The following is a 13,979-nucleotide window of genomic DNA, read 5'->3' as shown; positions in this document are numbered from 1 at the left end:
GCGTCCACGACGATGGTTGTACCCCGCCGCCCGGAGCTGTCCCGCGCAAACGGGACAATTCGTCGGCCGGCCGACGGCGGTGGTCGGTCAGCGGTACGACTGCCGCAGCCGACGCACCATCAGCACCGCACCGGTGAGCAGCGCGACGAGGATGGCCGAGCCGATCCAGAGCCGCTCCGGGCCGGTGTCGTCCTGCGAACCGGCGGCCCGGGCCCGCCACCGGGTCTCCGCCGGGGGACCGGTCAGCCCGAGTTGTTCATCGTCGGGATCGCCGCTCGTCGCGGAGCCGGGCGCCGGACCGAATCCGGCAACCCCGGGTGGATCGTTGTCGTCCAGTGGGTTCCCGTGACTCGGCGGCACCTCGGTGGTCAGCGCCGCGACCGGATCGACCAGGCCGTACCCGAACCGTTCGTCCCGACCGGTGGGCCCGATGTCCCTGGCGGTGACCAGCAGCCGGTTGACCACGTCCCCGGCCGACATCTGTGGGTAGCGTGACCGCACCAGGGCAGCGGTGGCGGCGACCAGCGGTGCCGCGAAGCTGGTCCCCTGCACCCGCCAGTAGCCGCCGGGGGGACGGGCACCCACCAGCCCACTGGCGGGCGCGGTCAGGACCGTGGTCCGCCCGGTGATAGCACCGCTCCACAGGTTGTCGCTGTTGCGCTCCAAACCGGAGACCGCGATGACGCCGGGCTCGCGGGCCGGATACCACACCTTCGCCTCAGGTGAGGTGGCGAGGTTGCCAGTGCAGGCGACCACCACGACGTCCCGGGCGAACGCATAGTCGATCGCAGCGGCCAGCGCCGCGCTGTCGCCGTTCCCGCCGAGCGAAAGGTTGATCACTTCCGCGCCGTTGTCGACCGCCCATCGCACGCCCTTGGCCACGATCAGCGCGTCGTCGTAACGGTTCTCCGCGTCCAACACCCGAACGGGCAGGATCCGCGCGTCCGGCGCGAGACCCACCACACCGCGGTGGTCGTCGTTACGCCCGGCGATCAGGCCGGCGACCGTGGTGCCGTGCCCGACCGGATCCGGCTCGGCCGAACCGATCGGCGCGACCAGGTCGAGCCCGGGCAACACCTGACCGGTCAGGTCGGGGTGGGATCCGTCCACCCCGGAGTCGATCACGGCCACGATCACACCGCGCCCGGTCGAGGTGCGCCACGCCGTCCGCGCCCCCAACCTGTCGAGCTGCCACTGCTCGTCACGGACCTGGTCGGCGCGCCCCGCCGAGTCGGGACTGTGAGCCACCGGCATCCCGAGCGCGGAAGCGCGAACCGGCTCGGCGGTGGCGGGCACCACCGCGACGGCGGCCGACAGCGCGGTGGCAACCACCGTGAGCAGCGCGCGGTCGGCGAACCGGCCGGCCCTCGCCGGGACACCGTGCCGCAGCCTGGTCACATCTCAGCCATTCGTCGCAGTACACATGACGAACGGAGATTACCGGTTCTGAGCCGCCGACAGGGACGTTCCGTGGAGTCCACGTCACTGCGGCGGAAGGTGAGCCAGCTGGACCAGGCGTACGCCCTCGCGTCGGGTGAACAGCCGACCGCGTCCGGGCGGTAGCGGACCCGGACGGACCGGACCGACGAGCGCCCCCTCCTCCGGGCTGCCCGACAGCACCAGACCCGAGGTGGACAGTTCCCGTAACCGCTGTATCAAGGGCTCGTACTGGGCGCGGGCGGCACCGCCGGAACGGCGCGCCAGCACCAGGTGCAGCCCGACGTCGCGAGCGTGCGGCAGATGCTCCTCCAGAGCCTGTAGCGGGTTCGCCGGCCCGCTCGCCACCAGGTCGTAGTCGTCAACGAGTACGAACAGTTCCGGTCCGGACCACCACGACCGTTCCCGCAACTGCGTCGGGCTGACCTCTGGGCCCGGCGCGCGGTCCGCCAGATAGCCAGCAGCCGATTCGACCAGGTCGGCGGTGTGCGCCGCGGCGGTGCCGTAGCCGATCAGATGTTCGGTGGAGATGGCGCCGAGCAGACTGCGTCGGTAGTCCACCACGATCACCCGGGCCTGTTCCGGCGTGAACCGGGCGACGATCGAGGTGGCCAGGGCGCGAAGGAACGACGACTTGCCGCTCTCGGCGTCGCCGTAGACCACGAGATGCGGCTCGGTGGCGAAGTCGAGGACCACCGGACGGAGGTCCGCCTCGGCGACACCGACCGGAATGCGCACACCCGTCGTCGCACCGAGATCGAGGTCGGTGTAGGGCAGCACGGCTGGGAGCAGGCGTACCGGGGGCGCGACCGGACCGGGCCACGCGCGACCTACCTGCTTCACCAGCCCGGCGGTGTCCGTATCGGTCAGCTGGGGCAGCGCGGTGAGGAAGTGCAGGCTCTCCGAGGTGATGCCGCGCCCCGGGGTCTGCTCAGGCACCTGCGCCGCCGACCGTCGGGCGACGAGCGAGTCGGACGGATCGCCGAGGCGTAGCTCCAGGCGGGAGCCGAAGAGATCCCGGATGGCCGGTCGGAAGTCCAGCCAACGGACCGCGGTCGCCACCACGTGCACCCCGTAGGAGAGCCCCCGGGTGGCCAGGTCCGTGATCAGCGGCTCCAGATCCTCGTACTCGGATCGCAGGGTCGTCCAACCGTCGACGACGAGGAACACGTCGCCGCGCAGGTCGGCGCCAGCTGCGGCACCATCGCTGTCGCGGCGGTGTCGCCAGGTGGCCACCGACTCCACGCCCTGTTCGGCGAAGCGGCGTTCCCGATCGCCGAGCAGGGTCGACATCTCGCCGACGGTGCGTCGTACGCCGGTGGGGTCGGCCCGTCCGGTGACCCCGCCGACGTGCGGGAGATCACGCACGGCGGCGAGCCCGCCACCACCGAAATCGAGGCAGTAGACCTGGGCCTCGGCCGGCGTGTGGGTGAGGGCCAGAGCGCAGATCAGCGTACGCAGCGCGGTGGATTTGCCGCTCTGCGTGCCACCGACCAACGCGATGTGGCCGGCGGCGCCGTCCAACGTCAACCACAGCAGGTCACGGCGCTGCTCGAAGGGTCGGTCGACGACGGCCACCGGCACCTGGAGGGAACCGTGCAGCTCGGGACTGCCGACGGTGAGCCCGCGGCGCGGGTCGACCGTGAGCGGGCCGACCAACTCGTCCAGGGTCGGGGCGGCGTCCAGCGGCGGCAGCCACACCTGGTGCGCCGGTGTGCCCTGACCGGCGAGCCGGTCGACAAGCAGACGCAGCAGGGTTTCCGTGGCCTCCGCAGGCTCGTCGCCGACCGGTGGGGTGGGCGGTTGCGCCACCGGTGTGACGTAGGTGGAGAAGGCGATCAGGCGGGGGCGTTCGGGCGCGGCCGCGTCGGTGGCCAGGGCGCGTCGACGTACCGGGCCGGAGACGTACGCGGTCTTGAAACGCTGCAGCGGCTCAGTGCCGAAGCGCAGGAAACCGTGCCCCGGTGACGGGGGCAGTTCGTGCGCGTCGGGCACCCCGAGCACCGTACGGGACTCCAGCGAGGAGAAGGTACGCAGACCGATCCGGTACGACAGATGGGTGTCCAACCCGCGTAGTCGTCCCTCCTCCAGCCGCTGACTCGCCAGCAGCAGGTGCACGCCGAGGGACCGGCCCAGCCTGCCGATCTGCACGAACAGGTCGATGAAGTCGGGCTTGGCCGACAGCAGTTCGGAGAACTCGTCGCAGACCAGCAGCAGTGACGGCAGCGGGGGTAGTGGGTTGCCGGCCGACCGCGCCCGCTCGTAGTCACGCAGACTGGCGAAGTTGCCGGCCCGGCGCAGCAACTCCTGCCGGCGGACCAACTCCCCGTTGATGGCGTCGACCATCCGATCGACAAGCGGTAACGCGTCGGCCAGATTGGTGATCACAGCGGCGGTGTGCGGCAGCAGGTCGAAGGGCGCGAAAGTGGCCCCACCCTTGAAGTCCACGAGCACGAAGTTGAGCTGCTCGGCGGGGTGGGTCGCGGCCAGACCGAGCACCAGCGTACGAAGGAGCTCCGATTTTCCGGACCCGGTGGCGCCGATGAGCAGCCCGTGCGGGCCCATGCCGCCCTGCGCCGACTCCTTCAGGTCCAACTCGACCGCCCCGCCGTCGACACCGACGCCGATCGGCACCCGCAGCCGGTCTCGTGGTGACCGTGGGACCCATCCCTGCTCCGCGGTGAAGGCCGCCGGCTCGCCGATGCCGAGCAGCTCCGGCAGACCCGCCTCGGCACCGGGTGCGGCGTCGGCGCCCCGGGGGGAGGCCAGCCGCAGTGGGGCCAGCCGACGGGCCACCGCCTCAGCCTCGGCGACCCCGAGCGCGTCCGCCGTACCGACCTCGGCTGGCCCGTCCGAGGTGATCGAGACCAGGCGGCCGTTCCGCAACTCCAGCAGCAGCGAGAACCGGTCGAGCAGACGCGGCGGCGGTGTGTCCAGGTCGATCAGGGTCACCGCGGCTATACCGCCGTCCCCGACCAGTTCGGTGGCACCGGTGAGGTCGCCGCCGTCGAGGACGACCACCAGGTGCGGCAGGTTCGTGGCCGGGCCGGTCGGGCTGAACCTCGACCGGCCGGCCAACACCTGGTCGAGCAGCTGTTCCAGCTCCACCGCGGAACTCGCCACCAGCCGCACCGGACCGAGGGCATCGGTACGGGTGGGGTGCTGGAGGTGCGGCAGCCACTTGACCCACTCCCAGCAGTCGCGCCGTTCCGGTCCGGCGCAGACGGCCACCAGCAGCTCGTCCGGAGCGTGGAACACCCCGAGCTGGGTGAGCATGGCTCGGGCCAGTGCCTGCGCGGCCGGCGATCCGGTGGCGCCGACCGGAGTCGCGCGGACGAAGACCCGGGCGAAGCTGCGCAGCGAGAGGGCAACCGGTAGGTCGGGCACCACCGAGTACGCGTCCAGGAAGCGGCGCAACGCGCCCGCTGTCATCGGCTCCAGTTCATCGAGCGGGCGGGTGACCGGCGGTACCAAAGGCGTGGCCAGGGTCTGCGGTCCGACGGCTACCCGCACGACCGCGAAGTCCGGGTCCGTGGGACGCCGCTCCCACACCCGCTGGCTGTGCACCGTCGACCAGAGCAGCGACGGACCGGGATGCCGGTAGCAGAGGCCGTCGCGTTGCCGCTCCGCGGTCTGCCGAACCTGCCGGCGCAGGGTCGCCAGATGCCGCAGGTACTCCCGGCGGGCGGCCATCATCTCGGACTTCTTCGGACTGCCGGAGGCGCTACCCCAGGAGGTCGCGAGCATCGCCAGGGAGGAGAGACCGAACATCCCACCGACCACGTACGCGTACGCCCCGCCGCCCCGCCCGAACATCATCGCCATCGCGACCGTGCCGCCGAGCATCGGTAGCACCATCAGTAGCTGTTGCCAGCGGGCGCCGGTGCCGGCCGGGAGCTCCGGGGGCGCCTGCACCGGCAGGTCACCCACGGGGATCTCCGGCGCCGGCCGTCGCGCCGGCCGCCGGATGACGACAGTGGACACACGGCCCTCCCGACTTCGTACGGTGACCCGAGCTTGGCTCATGGTAGGTAAAGTCCTGTCGTCCGCGCAGCAGGAGAACCGCTCGGGATGGAGATGAGTCGATGACGGTCGGGCTCGCCCGGGTCACCATCAGTACGCCCCGCCGTCGGGTCGACGTGGCGTTACCGGAGCAGGTGCCCCTCGCCGAGCTGCTGCCCGACGTGTTGCGGCACGCCGGTGACGGGCTCGCCGACGACGGGGAGCAGCACGGTGGCTGGTTGTTGCGGCGAGCCGACGGCACCGTGCTGACCGGTGGGCAGGCGCTGTCCGCCCAGGGCGTGAACGACGGTGAGGTGCTGCACCTGGTGCCGGCTCGCACCGAGTGGCCGGAGTTCGAGTACGACGACGTGGTGGAGGCCATCGCCGATGCCGCCCGCCGGCGGGGCGGTGGCTGGTCGTCCGGTGCCTCCCGGACCACTGCACTGGCCGGCGCCGGCGTACCCGTCACCGTCGGCCTGCTCGCCCTGACCGCTGGCGGGCCCGGCGATCCCGCCGGCTGGACGGCCGCGACGGCGGTGGCGGGTCTGTTGGTGCTGGCCGGCACCGTGCTGTCCCGGGCGCAGGGCGACGGGCCGTCCGGTGCCGCTCTCGGTGGTTACGCGTTGCCCTACGCGGCGCTCGCCGGTGCTCTCGCTGTCGGCTCCGGCGATCCGGTGGGGCCGATCGGCGTTCTGCGTTGGGTGGGTGCACCTGAGCTGCTCGCCGGGTCGGTCGGGCTGCTGCTGGTCTCGGTGCTGGGGCTGTTCGGGGTGGCCACCCGCCTGAGGATCTTCGTGGCGGGCGCGGTGGTCGGCGTGGGGGCCGGATCAGCCGCCCTCGGTGGTCTGTTGCTCGAACCGGCCGGCGCGGCTGCCGTGCTGCTCTGCTCGATGACTTTCGCCATCGGGGTCGTCCCGTTGCTGGCCATCCGCCTGGGCAAGGTGCCGCTGCCGCCGACGGCCCTGCCCACCGACCTGTCGGACGACTCGGACCGGGCTCGTGAGCTGCCGGACCGCAGTCGGGTCCACGCGGCGGTGGCCCGTACCGAGGAGATGCTCACGGGCATGCTCATCGGGCAGGCGGTGCTGACCGTCGGCGCGGCCGTGCTCCTCGTCAGCGCCGGTGGCGTCGCTGGCCGGCTACTGGTCGGGGTGACGTCGTCGGTACTGCTGCTGCGGGCCCGGCTCTTCAAGACGGTCCAGCATCGGGTCGCGCCGGTGCTCGCCGGCCTGGCCGGGTACGCGGTCCTCGGCGGGGCGCTGGCCGGGGCCGTCGACGCGACGATCCGGCTGGTCCTGGTCGCCGGCGGGTTGCTGGTCGCGTTGCTGGTGGTGGCGGGAGGCGCGACGTACGCCCGCCGACCGGTCTCCCCGTACGTCGGGCGGCTCGCCGACCTGTCCGACACCCTGCTGGTGGTTTCGGTGGTGCCGGTCGCCTGTGCGGTGCTGGGCCTCTACGAGCGGGCGCGGGGGCTGCTCGGCTGAGCTTCCCCCTGCCCGTCCGACACCTCAGTGGGTGGACTCGCCGCGTTCCTCGGCCTCGCGGGCGCGCCGGTACGAAGCCTGGATCTCGGCCTCGGCCTCGGTCCGCCCGACCCAGGTCGCACCCTCGACGGACTTGCCCGGCTCAAGATCCTTGTACACCTCGAAGAAGTGCTGGATCTCCAGCCGGTCGAACTCGCCGAGGTGGTGGATGTCGCGTAGGTGTTCCTGCCGTGGGTCCTCGTAGGGAACGCAGAGAACCTTGTCGTCGCCACCCTTCTCGTCCGTCATCCGGAACATGCCGATAGTGCGGCACCGGATGAGGCAGCCTGGGAAGGTCGGCTCCGGCACCAGTACCAAGGCGTCCAAGGGGTCGCCGTCCTCGCCCAGGGTGCCTTCGATGAAGCCGTAGTCGGCCGGGTACTGCGTGGAGGTGAAGAGGGTGCGATCCAACCGGATCCGCCCGGTCACGTGGTCCACCTCGTACTTGTTGCGGTGACCCTTGGGGATCTCAACCGTCACGTCGAAATCCATCTGCACGCTCCCTCGTTGGCCCACGCTGGCTTGACGGAACCGGCGGGGGAGCCGAGGTGGCGATTTGCCAACCCGCCGACTCCGACCGCCGCATAGTCTTCGGACCGAAGTAGTGTCACCCAGGCCGGTTCCCGGTGGGGGAGGAGGGGGTCGTGGGGAGGGAAGATTCACACTACCGTCCAGGCGGTGCCGCTGAGGGCGGCGAGAATCGACCGCAGGCCGGGCAGGTCACCGGCCGGGTACCGGTGCCGGATGCGCAGATCCTCCGGCCACAACCTCCGACGCCGCCCGTCACACCGACACCCGTGAACCGGTCCGGGGAGAACCCGCCTCAGGGCACGCCGCCGACGACACCACATCGAGGCACAGCCTCGGTACGGGCCGCCACGCCCGGTGCTGCCACTCCGACGAGCCCCGCCGCGTCGTCGACCGGATCGGACGCCGTCCCGACGAGCCCCGCCGAAGCGGCGGCAGCACCGGTAAGCCCGGCGCCGGACGACTCGCCGGTGGACGGCATGCGGGATCACCTGCCGGCCGGCGCCGCCTCGCCGCCGGTCGGGTCGGCACCGCGCCGACGGTTGCCGCTGCTGCTTGCCGCCGTGCTGGTGCTCGTGCTGGTGGTTGCGGGCCTGGTCGCGGTCCGCCCCGGGCCGGTGGGGCGCTGGCTGGGCGACGAACCAGTGACACCGGCGGCCAGCGGGACGGTGGAGTCCGTGCCGCTCCCGGTGCTGGCTGCCGTCGACGTCGCCGCGTCGGCGCCCGGCACCGACGGGCTCCGATCCGTGCTCGAACCGCTGGTCGACGACACCACACTCGGCGGCCGGGTCAATGTGGCGGTGGCCGATGCTCTCACCGGGGAGTTGCTCTTCGAGCGCGGCGGCGGGGAGTTGACCGTGCCGGCCTCGGTGACCAAGCTGGTGACCGCCGTGACGGTGCTCACGGCCCGCAGTCCTGGCCACCGGATACCGACCCGGGCGGTGTCCGGCGCACAGCCCGGCGAGGTGGTTCTGGTCGGTGGGGGGGATCCGACGCTGGCAGCCGAGGCGAAGGGCTTCTACTCGGGGGCGGCCAGCCTCGCAGATCTCGCCGAACAGGTCCGCTCGGCGCTGGGTGGAGTCGCACCCACGGAAGTCGTCGTCGATTCCTCGAGCTACTCCGGTCCGGTGTACGAGCCCGGCTGGGACGACGACATTCCCTCCGGCGGTTACGGCGGGGCGATCACCGCGCTGATGCTCGACGGAGCTCGCAAGAGTCCGAAGGCCGGGCAGGGCTGGGCCGAACGCGTTACCGAACCGGACCTGGTCGCCGGTCGCGCTTTCGCCAAACTGCTCGGTGTGCCGGTCGGCGCCGTACGCAAGGGCACCGCCCCACCAGCGTCCACCGCAGCCACCGCAGCTACCGCGACAGTCTCCGGAGACCGACCCGGCACCGAGCTCGGTATCGTGTACTCGCCGCCGCTGATCCGGCTGGTCGACATCATGATTAGTGAAAGTGACAACATCGTCGCCGAGGCGCTGGCTCGACAGGTCGCCCTGGCCCGTGACCGGCCGGCCTCCTTTACCGGTGCTGCTGCGGCGATGGCTGAGGTGGTGTCCGAGCTGGGCCTGCCGGAGGCAGGACTCGATCTGGCGGACGGTAGTGGCCTGTCCCGGAGCAACCTGATCAGCCCGATCCTGCTGACCGAGCTGTTGGTGCTCGCGGCGAGCCCGAACCGACCTGAACTCGGCGGCATCTTCGGCGGGCTGCCGGTCGCGGGCTGGTCCGGCACCCTTCGCGACCGATACGGTGCGACACCGGGCACAGCCGCCGGTGCCGGAGTGGTCCGCGCCAAGACCGGCACGTTGACCCGGGTACATGCCATCGCCGGGGTGGTGACCACCGCCGAAGGTCGACTGCTCACCTTCGCGGTGCTCACCGACGACGTGCCGCCGGACGGCATGGAGCCAGCCCGGGCTGCGTTGGACAGGATCGCCACCGCTCTGGCCGGCTGCGGCTGTCGCTGAGCAGATCGACCGACTCCCGCCGGTGCCACTTCCGTCGGCGCGGATGGCGAATTCTCCCCCGACAGGGGCTGCGCAGCCCTGCCGTCGGGTCGGCACTGCTTCGGCACACCGGTGTGTGTCGCGGCGCGGGTACGGTGGGTTGCATGGCGCAGTTCGTGGACTGGGATCTGGCCACCGCGACAGCGGGGGCTCTGGGTAAATCGGGCCCTCGGGTGACCTACGACGAGGCCACCGAGGTGGTTTCCGAGCTGCGTCGGTTGACCGATGAAGCGGCCGGTCACGTCGCCGCCTTCACCGGGCTGACCTCGCAGGTGAGTCACCCGCCGGTGCGCGTGGTCGATCGGCGTGACTGGGCGGCCACGAACGTCGCCGGCCTCCGCGAGGTGATCACCCCGCTGGTCGGTCGGTTCGCTCAGGACAAACAGCCGGGCGTGCTCACCGAGGCCGTGGGTTCCCGGGTGACCGGAGTGCAGGCAGGCACCGTACTGGCCTATCTCTCCGGTCGGGTCCTCGGGCAGTACGAGGTCTTCTCCGCCGACCCGGGGCAACTGCTGCTCGTCGCGCCGAACATCGTCGACGTCGAGCGCAAGCTGGGCGCGGACCCGCGCGATTTCCGGCTCTGGGTCTGCCTGCACGAGGTGACCCACCGGACGCAGTTCACCGCCGTACCCTGGATGCGGGCCTACTTCCTCGGCGAGGTGCAGGCGTTCGTCGACGCCGCCCAGGGGGGCGAGCACCTGTTGGAACGGCTGCGCCGGGGGGTGAGCACCCTGGCTGACACGGTCCGCGACCCGCAGAGCAGGTCCAGCGTTCTGGACATCGTGCAGACGCCCGGCCAGCGGGCCGTGTTGGACCGGCTGACCGCCCTGATGACCCTGCTCGAGGGGCATGCCGAGTTCGTGATGGATGGCGTCGGTCCGCAGGTGATCCCGAGTGTCGAGCGGATCCGCGCCGGCTTCAACCGGCGACGTGAGGCCGGCAACCCGGTGGAGAAGACGATCCGGCGGCTGATCGGCATCGACGTCAAGATGCGGCAGTACGCCGAGGGCCGCAGGTTCGTGCACGCAGTGGTGGACCGGGTCGGCATGGCCGGCTTCAACCGGGTATTCGAGTCGCCGCTCACCCTGCCCCGGCTGTCCGAACTGAGCGAACCGGACGCCTGGGTGGCGCGGGTGCACGGGGCCGTCGGCCCGGTGCCGACGGCCGGCTGAGCGCGTCGCCGAGCCGATGGCCGCGCTCTCCCCGTCGGTTGCCGCGATCCGGCTCGCGGTCCGTCGTGCGTTGGTCGATCTGCCTGCCGGTGGTCCGGTTCTGGTCGCCTGCTCGGGTGGAGCTGACTCCTTGGCCCTGGCTGCGGTCACCGCGTTCGTGGCACCCCGGGCAGGCCGCACCGCCGGGCTGGTCACCGTCGACCACGGGTTGCAGGCCGGGTCACGGGGCCGTGCCGAGGCGGTGGCCCGCTGGGCGGAGGACACCGGTCTGGCGCCGGTGGAAGTGGTCGGTGTGCAGGTCGCCGGTCGGCCGGGTGGCCCCGAGGCGGCGGCCCGCGAAGCCCGCTACCAGGCGCTGGTCGAAATCGCCGAGAGGCACGGGGCTGCGGCACTGCTGACCGGGCACACCCGCGACGACCAGGCGGAGACGGTACTGCTCGCGTTGTCCCGGGGCGCCGGCCCGCGCGGAATCGCCGGGATGCCGGCCCGCCGGGATCTCGCCGGGACACCACTCGTACGGCCCTTGTTGGAGATCGGGCGGACGGAGACCCGCGCTGCCTGCACCGCCCTCGGACTGGTGCCCTGGGACGACCCGCACAACAGCGACCCGTCGTACGCCCGCTCCCGGGTCCGGGCCGACGTGCTGCCCGTGCTGATCCGGGCGCTCGGACCGGGAGTGCTGGACAATCTCGCCCGTACCGCCGCGCTGGTGGCAGCGGACAACGCGGTCCTCGACGAACTGGCCGTCGAGGCGTTGAGCCGGGCCCGGCATCCCGACGGCGGCCTGGCCACCGGGACCTTGGCGGATCTGGCGCCCGCAGTACGGGGCCGGGTGCTGCGCGCCTGGGCCCACGAGTCGGGTGTACCGCCGGCCGCGCTGTCGCATCGCCACGTTGCCGCGCTCGATGGGCTGGTCACGGCGTGGCGCGGCCAGCGAGCCAGCTACCTGCCGGGCGGGTTGCGGGTGCTCCGCCGCGACGGCCGTCTGGTGTCGGAGCCGCCCCCGGTCTCGCCGGCCGGCCGGGTTCCGGTGCCGCAGGTGACGGGGGCAGCGTCCGAGGAGGCGACGGCCGCGGGATGATCCGTGCACGGCACCCGCTGTACGCCGAGCCCGCCGATGCGTCGGGTGGCACGGTGGTGTGGTGTCGTCCGGGTACGCCTGCGCGTTGCCGGACGTGTCTGCCGGCCGGTCAACCAGTTGGGGTGCGGTCGCGGAACGTGCCGCGGTACGCCTGTGGCGTGGCGCCGACCCGGCGGGTGAAGTGGTGCCGCAGGACGGCGGCGTCGCCGAAGCCGGCTCGTTCGGCCACTCCCTGCACCGTGAGCGTGGTGTCCTCCAACAGGCGACGGGCCAGCAGGACCCGTTGGTTGGTCAGCCAGTCGTGCGGGGTGGTGCCGGTCTCGGCGCGGAAGCGGCGGGCGAACGTGCGCGGGGCCATCCCGGCCCGCGCGGCCAGCTCGTCGACTGTGGTCTGTCGGTCCAGATGGCCCATCAGCCATTCCAGCACCGGTTCCAGCGTGGGTGCCTGCGGTGCCTTCGGGATCGGCGCCTCGATGTACTGAGCCTGGCCGCCGTCGCGGTGCGGGGGCACCACCATCCGTCGGGCGAGCCGGGTGGCGGTGGCCGAGCCGTGCGCCTGGCGTACCAGGTGCAGGCAGGCGTCGATGCCGGCGGCGGTGCCGGCGCTGGTGAGCAGGCGACCGTCCTGCACGTAGAGCGAGTTGCTGCGGACCTGGGCAGTCGGGTGGCGTCGCTGCAACTCGTCGACGTGGCGCCAGTGGGTGGTGCAATCCCGACCGTCGAGCAGTCCTGCCTCACCCAGCAGGTACGCGCCGGCACACACACTGAACAGGTACGCACCGCGATCGGCAGCCCGACGCAGCGCCTCGTGGACCTCCGCGGGCGCGGTGGTGGTTGGGTCGTGTGCGGGGACGGCCACCAGGTCCGCCCGGTCCAACGGCGCCAGATCGGCGTTCGGTATCAGGTGGAAGCCGGCGGAGGTGCGTACCGGGGCCTGCCGAGTTCCACACACGTCGAAGCGGTAACTGGGCAGCCCGTCGGCGGTGCGGTCGGTGCCGAACACCTCAGCGAGCACACCGAGCTCGAAGGGGGCTACGCCGTCCAGGACGAGTACGGCCACTGAACGAAGCATGTGACAAGGGTAACCCTATCGATGGCAGGAAATCGAGTAGGGATGGCATCACTGCCACTGTGCGAGGGCTGGTGAGGTACGCACACTGGCAGGTGTCCGGTGCGCACCGGCGGCGATCCGACAACCGCAGATGCCAGAAAGTGAGCGCCGCCATGGGTTTCCTGTTCTTCCTGCTGTTCTTCCTCTCCCTCGCCGTGCTGTCCGCTCTTGGGCTTGCCGCCGACAGCCGCGACTCCGCGGACTGGAAGCCCTCCGATGCCGGACACAGGTGGCAGTCGTGACACCGCTGAGGCGAATGTCCCCTTGATCCTGAAAAATCCCTGGCGGGGTCGCGTGGAAACGGGCGGCCCCGCCGACAGCGAACCCGGGGCGTACGGCAGGCTATGGTCATGGCTGACGGCTCCTGGTACGACGCCGACATCGACCACGTGATCATCTCCGAGGCGCAGATCCGCGAGAAGACCGCAGAGCTGGCCAAGCAGGTCTCCGCGGACTATGCCCACGTCTCCGATGGGCTGCTGCTGGTCTGCGTACTCAAGGGAGCGGTCATGTTCATGGCCGACTTCGCCCGGGCGCTGGGCCGGCACGGTCCCCCGGCCGAGCTGGATTTCATGGCCATCTCCTCGTACGGGCAGGGCACCACCTCCTCCGGCGTGGTCCGGATCCTCAAAGACCTCGACCGGGACATCGCCGGTCGTCACGTCGTCGTGGTGGAGGACATCGTCGACTCCGGGCTGACCCTGTCCTGGCTGCTGCGCTACCTCGAGTCCCGGTCGGCCGCGAGCGTCGAGGTCGTGGCGCTGTTCCGCAAGCCGGATGCGGTGAAGGTGCCGGTGCCGGTCAGGTACGTCGGCTTCGACATCCCGACCGAGTTCGTCGTCGGGTACGGCCTCGACTTCGGTGAGCGCTACCGGGAACTGCCGTACGTGGGGGTTCTCAAGCCGGAGGTCTACGCCCGCTCCTGATCGCCCAGGTCCCGGTGCGACGCCGTCGACATGTCGGCGTCGCGGGCGCACCCGCCCGACGTTCAGGCGACTTTCAGCTGATCGGACTACCGTTGACCACGGTGGCCGGGAGATCCGACTCCGAGCCACGCCGGCTGACATCCGGTTCGCCGTGCGCGTAAGTGCTGGGCTCGCCAGCTCATAGCGGTCTCGC

General features: G+C 71.6%; 10 protein-coding genes and 1 pseudogene. 6 read left to right on the top strand and 5 right to left on the bottom strand.

The genetic code is table 11. From position 1 onward, the window contains the following. Positions 1–87 precede the first annotated feature (87 nt). Both mycP and eccCa read right to left on the bottom strand, forming a co-directional pair. Positions 88–1,398 (bottom strand): type VII secretion-associated serine protease mycosin, encoded by a 1,311-nt coding sequence (mycP, locus tag HCA58_RS18265; protein WP_169599061.1) that lies wholly within the window; start codon positions 1,396–1,398, stop codon positions 88–90. A gap of 84 nt (positions 1,399–1,482) precedes the next feature. Then, complete coding sequence (gene eccCa, locus HCA58_RS18260) at positions 1,483–5,421, bottom strand: type VII secretion protein EccCa (RefSeq protein ID WP_169599060.1); 3,939 nt, start codon at positions 5,419–5,421, stop codon at positions 1,483–1,485. Between the two features lie 101 nt (positions 5,422–5,522). On the opposite strand from eccCa, the gene eccD reads away from it, so the two are divergent. Continuing rightward, the gene (gene eccD / locus HCA58_RS18255; protein ID WP_169599059.1) at positions 5,523–6,923 is read left to right on the top strand and encodes a type VII secretion integral membrane protein EccD; all 1,401 of its coding nucleotides are present in this window, start codon (positions 5,523–5,525) and stop codon (positions 6,921–6,923) included. A gap of 24 nt (positions 6,924–6,947) precedes the next feature. On the opposite strand, the gene HCA58_RS18250 is transcribed toward eccD, so the two are convergent. Both HCA58_RS18250 and HCA58_RS18245 read right to left on the bottom strand, forming a co-directional pair. Next, the gene (locus HCA58_RS18250; protein WP_093409905.1) at positions 6,948–7,454 is read right to left on the bottom strand and encodes an inorganic diphosphatase; all 507 of its coding nucleotides are present in this window, start codon (positions 7,452–7,454) and stop codon (positions 6,948–6,950) included. A 331-nt stretch (positions 7,455–7,785) separates the two neighbouring features. After that, positions 7,786–7,971, bottom strand: a complete 186-nt coding sequence (locus HCA58_RS18245) for a hypothetical protein (RefSeq protein ID WP_169599058.1) — start codon at positions 7,969–7,971, stop codon at positions 7,786–7,788. A gap of 10 nt (positions 7,972–7,981) precedes the next feature. On the opposite strand from HCA58_RS18245, the gene dacB reads away from it, so the two are divergent. The 3 genes and pseudogenes from dacB to tilS form a co-directional block, all read left to right on the top strand. Further along, entirely contained in the window at positions 7,982–9,457 is a 1,476-nt protein-coding gene (dacB, locus tag HCA58_RS18240; RefSeq protein ID WP_205809014.1) for a D-alanyl-D-alanine carboxypeptidase/D-alanyl-D-alanine-endopeptidase, read from the top strand. A gap of 143 nt (positions 9,458–9,600) precedes the next feature. Beyond that, a complete protein-coding gene (locus tag HCA58_RS18235) occupies positions 9,601–10,668 on the top strand; it encodes a zinc-dependent metalloprotease (RefSeq protein ID WP_169599056.1) in 1,068 nt (355 codons plus the stop codon). Positions 10,669–10,684: 16 nt separating this feature from the next. Next, positions 10,685–11,662 (top strand): annotated as a pseudogene (gene tilS / locus HCA58_RS18230) (tRNA lysidine(34) synthetase TilS); the annotation flags it as partial. A 196-nt stretch (positions 11,663–11,858) separates the two neighbouring features. Here tilS and HCA58_RS18225 read toward each other — a convergent pair. Beyond that, positions 11,859–12,821, bottom strand: coding sequence for a helix-turn-helix domain-containing protein (locus HCA58_RS18225; protein WP_169599054.1), 963 nt, complete (start codon positions 12,819–12,821; stop codon positions 11,859–11,861). Positions 12,822–12,961: 140 nt separating this feature from the next. Here HCA58_RS18225 and HCA58_RS18220 point away from each other — a divergent pair, with 140 nt between their 5' ends. Continuing rightward, positions 12,962–13,102: a hypothetical protein gene (locus tag HCA58_RS18220; protein WP_169599039.1), complete on the top strand. Its 141-nt coding sequence runs from the start codon at positions 12,962–12,964 to the stop codon at positions 13,100–13,102. A 108-nt stretch (positions 13,103–13,210) separates the two neighbouring features. Then, complete coding sequence (gene hpt / locus HCA58_RS18215) at positions 13,211–13,786, top strand: hypoxanthine phosphoribosyltransferase (protein WP_169599053.1); 576 nt, start codon at positions 13,211–13,213, stop codon at positions 13,784–13,786. Positions 13,787–13,979 lie beyond the last annotated feature (193 nt).

Origin of the sequence: Micromonospora sp. HNM0581, assembly GCF_012726175.1 — a bacterium.
Lineage (GTDB): Bacteria > Actinomycetota > Actinomycetes > Mycobacteriales > Micromonosporaceae > Micromonospora.
The sequence above is the reverse complement of the archived record's forward strand: the minus strand, read 5'-3'. Positions and strand labels throughout refer to the sequence as shown.

Coding starts and splice junctions, on each gene's coding strand:
- eccD (WP_169599059.1), top strand. CDS start 5,523: ATGACGGTCGGGCTCGCCCGGGTCACCATCAGTACGCCCCGCCGTCGG.
- HCA58_RS18250 (WP_093409905.1), bottom strand. CDS start 7,454: ATGGATTTCGACGTGACGGTTGAGATCCCCAAGGGTCACCGCAACAAG.
- HCA58_RS18245 (WP_169599058.1), bottom strand. CDS start 7,971: ATGCCGTCCACCGGCGAGTCGTCCGGCGCCGGGCTTACCGGTGCTGCC.
- HCA58_RS18235 (WP_169599056.1), top strand. CDS start 9,601: ATGGCGCAGTTCGTGGACTGGGATCTGGCCACCGCGACAGCGGGGGCT.
- HCA58_RS18225 (WP_169599054.1), bottom strand. CDS start 12,821: ATGCTTCGTTCAGTGGCCGTACTCGTCCTGGACGGCGTAGCCCCCTTC.
- hpt (WP_169599053.1), top strand. CDS start 13,211: ATGGCTGACGGCTCCTGGTACGACGCCGACATCGACCACGTGATCATC.